The organism is Bradyrhizobium sp. 147 (assembly GCF_023073935.1).
In the GTDB taxonomy this organism is placed as follows: Bacteria; Pseudomonadota; Alphaproteobacteria; order Rhizobiales; family Xanthobacteraceae; genus Bradyrhizobium.
Window position 1 is genome coordinate 1 of the sequence record NZ_JADPKL010000004.1, and the last position, 2006, is coordinate 2006.

A 2006-nucleotide genomic window follows, 5' to 3' on the forward strand; every position below is an offset into this window, starting at 1 on the left:
GCATCTGTCCGCGATTTAGCGGAATCCCTGTCCCGGAGTTACTGAAATCGCTGTCCGCGAATTACCGAAATCGCTGTCCGGGAATTGCCGAAACACGCACGCATCAATCTTGAGGCGGTCGTGCTGAGCCATTTCGGCTCCTTGATCCCAAGTCAGCGAGCGACGTAGTTCTTCGGGCAAAGTGACGATCGTGCGCGAGATCGCGTCGCGCCCGGCTTCCGCCCCGTGTCCCGCGAGCGCTGGTCCGTTCTTCTTGCGCGGAGCTTCGCCATGCCCCGCCAACCGGGGAAGGTGCAATAGTGTGAAGCGCGTCGTCCGCTCGACCAACGTGCCGATTGCCGAGCTGTCAAGACCGAGGATAAGACTCCCTCCCAATGTCCCGGCACTGCTCGATCGGCTGCTTCAGCGGGTCGCTCGCGGATCATGATCTCCGGCGAGACAAAGCCCTTGCCCGCCTGCGTACGCGCCCCCTGGGCACGCGCAACACGCGCCCGGTTCGTAAGCAGGCCGTCAGCTCGCTGCGCAGTAAACCGCGGCCCTGAACGAAGAGAAGCCTGATAGATTGCTTCGTGGCTGATGCGCATCGTCTTGTCGTCCCGGAAGTCGATCAGCAAGCGTCGGGCAATCTGCTCAGGGCTCCATGCCTTGGCCCATCGTCGATCCCTTCGACGGCCATGCCGGCGGCCGTTCCACCGAACGGAGGGGCCGGGAATACAAGCTCCGCTCGGGGCTACGACGCCGCCGGCTAGTCTCTCCTCCACATAAGTGCGCAAGGCTTCGTTGAGCGCAAGCTTGGTCGGTTTGGGCCGGCGGGCAGATCGGTCCGCATGCCATTGGGCAGTTGTTGCCCGATACTCCAACCCGCCGCCGCGGGTGGCCGCGTTCCTACGCAGTTCACGGGAAACTGTCGAAGCAGCTCGCCCCAAGCGGCGCCCGATCTCCTGTATGGAATGGCCCTGCACCTTTAAAAGGGCGATGTCCTCGCGTTCAGCCAACGAAAGGTAGCGCCCGGAGAGAGGTTTGGCCGAAGATCTGAACATCGCTGGTGGCATGCCGCCCGCCCTCCGGAATAATCTGCTTCCGACAGGTTGCGATAATCCAGCCTCAAGCGCAGCATCTTCGCTGCTCTGCCCTGTGGCAATCGCCCTCCAAAATCTATTCTGTTTATCGCGTCCTGCAACAGACGGCCGGCCTGGCGATGGCAATGGCGCCCGTCCTGACCGCGCCGATCGCCGATTTACAACCTTCATCGCAACCTCCAACGTCATGGTGTTGCGACGACCGTTTGAATCCGCCCTGGCTGCCCTGGTCGGAGTGATGCAACAGCGCATCCGGCTTGCCGCGTCGCCAGACGGCCATCAACAGTGCGTCCGTCACGAGCTGTGCGGTCATGGCGGCACTCATCGACCAGCCCACCACGCGGCGCGAGAACAGGTCGATCACCGCTGCGACATAGAGCCAGCCTTCGGCCGTCCGAGATAGGTGAAGTCGGCGATCCATTTCTGGTTGGGACGCTCGGCGGCGAACTGCCGGTCAAGGAGGTTCGCCGGTACGGTCTCGAGCTGTCGATCGCCGCTGTCCTTCGGCAAGCGCCGACGTCGCGGCCGCGCCCGCAAGCCTTGCAGCCGCATCAACCGCTCAATCCGGTGCAGGCCACAATCCGCCCCGTCGGCGAGCAGATCGCGCCACACCGGCGTGCGCCATAGGTGCGGTCGCTCGCGGCGAAGCTGGCCTTGACCTTGCCGTCGAGCTCCTCGTCGCTGCGGGATCTGGCGCTGGGAGAGCGGTTGAGCTAGGCATGGAAGCCCGACCGCGATACTCCGAGCGCATCGCATAGCCATGCCACCGGCCAGATCGTCCGGTGCTTCGCAACGAAGGCGAACTTCATGTCGCTTCCTTCGCGAAGTAGGCTGCGGCCTTCCTAAGAAACAGCCGGATTGGCGTCCCCCGGAATGGCCTGCAACAGGAAGCCTAGCGATTTGGCCCTCCGCTGAAGGTTGGCGACG

2 pseudogenes are annotated in these 2006 nt (G+C 63.5%); both read right to left on the reverse strand.

From position 1 onward, the window contains the following. Window positions 1-99 precede the first annotated feature (99 nt). Window positions 100-1250 (reverse strand): annotated as a pseudogene (locus IVA87_RS00675) (IS30 family transposase); the annotation flags it as partial. 46 nt (window positions 1251-1296) lie between these two features. After that, window positions 1297-1921 (reverse strand): annotated as a pseudogene (locus IVA87_RS00680) (IS3 family transposase); the annotation flags it as partial. Window positions 1922-2006 lie beyond the last annotated feature (85 nt).